1 protein-coding gene is annotated in these 2,002 nt (G+C 59.2%); it reads right to left on the bottom strand.

Translation table 11 applies throughout. From position 1 onward, the window contains the following. Nucleotides 1-68: 68 nt before the first annotated feature. The gene (locus tag AB5Y85_RS10600) at nucleotides 69-1,781 is read right to left on the bottom strand and encodes a methyl-accepting chemotaxis protein (RefSeq protein WP_257688129.1); all 1,713 of its coding nucleotides are present in this window, start codon (nucleotides 1,779-1,781) and stop codon (nucleotides 69-71) included. Between the last annotated feature and the right edge of the window lie 221 nt (nucleotides 1,782-2,002).

The raw sequence follows: 2,002 nt of genomic DNA, 5'->3' as shown, positions 1-2,002 counted from the left end.
AATGACGGGAGATGACCCCGAATAAAAAACGGCTGCCTTCGGGCAGCCGTTTTGCTTTTCAGCGTTCTTTAAAGCTTGAAGTGTCCCATCTCCTGGCGCAGTACCCGTGACAGCTGCTTGAGCTTGGCCGCCTCTTGGGACACATGGCGGGCGGCATCCCCCGATTGTTCGGAGAGGGAGGTGATGTTGCCGACGGTAGAGACCACTTCGTTGGCGGCGGTGGATTGCTCGCGCAGGGTGTGGCTGATCTCCCCCATCAGGCCGGTGAGGTTGGAGGCGTGGCTCTGGATGCTGGCGATCGCCTCGCCGGTCTGGTTGGCCAGCGTGACCCCACGGGAGACGTTGTTGACCGTGTTCTCCATGCTGCGGATGGAGGCATCGGCCCCGCTCTGGATCTTGCTGATCATCCCGGTGATCTGCTGGGTTGAGGCCGCCGAGCGGCTGGCCAGATTGCGCACCTCGTCGGCCACCACCGCAAAGCCGCGACCCTGTTCACCGGCCCGCGCCGCCTCGATGGCCGCGTTGAGGGCCAGCAGGTTGGTCTGATCGGCGATGCCGCGGATCACCCCGATGATCTCCGAAATCTGCTGGGTATGGCCGTTGAGCTCGGAGATGGTGCTGGCTGCATCCCCCACAGTGGTGGAGATATTCTCGATGCTGCCAAGCGTCTCTTTAATGACCCCCGAACCCTCCTCAAGGGTATTGGCGGAGACCTTGCTCAGCTCGTCGGCATGGGTGGCATTGTCGGAGAGGTGACTGATGCTCACCACCAGCTCCTCGATGGCGGCTGCCATGGTCTGGGTGCTGGTTTGCTGATCGGTGGCAAACTGTGCGGTCTGCTCGGCGATCTGGGCGATGCTGTCGGCAGAGTGGGACAGCTCCTCGGTGGAGTGAGAGACCTTGGCGATGATCCCCTTGAGGGTGGTCTGCATGCCGCCGAGCAGGCCGATCAGGCTCTCTTTCGATCCTGGCGGCACCTTGATGGGGCGCGAGAAGTCCCCTTCCGCCATCATATGAAGATCGGTCTTGAGCTGTTCGACCGAGGTGCCCACCAGATCGAGCAGGGAGCGATAGGTGCGCCAGAGGAAGAACATCAACACCAGACCGAGGGCGATAAAGAGATAGCGCAGCATGTCGGTATTGGCGATGGCGCTCTCGACTGCCTCATGGTTGCGCTGCTCCATCATCACGTAGAAGTCATCGATGGGGGACATGATGCGCCCCTTGTTCTGGTGATAGGCCTTGTCATGCATCATGGCGATGGCTTTTTGCTGGTTGGCAACCGGATCGCCATCGCTCTGCTGCACCAGCTTGAAGGCGGCGACCTCGGTGTTGACCAGGGCATCCGAGTTGTTTTTGGCCTCGTTCAGTTTGGCGAGTTCGCCGTCGGTGAAACCGGCATCCTTCATCAGGTCGATCAGGCCACGGCGAACATTGCTGTCGGGGCGGGGATTCTGGCCGTTGGCGGCGACAAAGTCCCAGTAGATACGGTTGTAGCCTTCCGGCCTGGGTTGCTCGCCGTTGCGAATGGCCAGGATCCGCATGTACTGCTGCTCGTAGGCTGGATCCTTGGTGATGACGTAGGTGCGCCCGAGTCGGGTCAGATCATCGGAGGATTGGCGCAGCTCATCGGCCAGTAGGTAAGAGACATATTGTTGTCGATAACTCTCTTCCAGTTGTTTACCCGCCCAGCTGTAGGCGAAAAACACCAGTGACAGCAGGGTCAGGGTGATGACGGATAGCAGCAGGTTGAGCTGAAAGGCGGGCTTGTTCTGTTCCATGGTATGGGCGTCCTTTCCCTATGGCTGAGTGTCGTATGGAGCATCGCCAAGTCAATGGCTGGCAAGGCTTTTTGCTCTGAGAGTATAGGAAGGGAAACTCACTGATGAAGGCCGTGGGGACAAATTAAGGCTATGTCCCAATTACGTGTTGCATAGGGCGCCCCAGCGCCTCATGCAAACATGCTTTGATATTTACGCCTTTTCCGTAACGCTCCAGCATC

The sequence above is a fragment of the Aeromonas sp. R3-1 genome (genome assembly GCF_040908345.1).
Taxonomy (GTDB): domain Bacteria; phylum Pseudomonadota; class Gammaproteobacteria; order Enterobacterales; family Aeromonadaceae; genus Aeromonas; species Aeromonas veronii.
The sequence above is the reverse complement of the archived record's forward strand: the minus strand, read 5'-3'. Positions and strand labels throughout refer to the sequence as shown.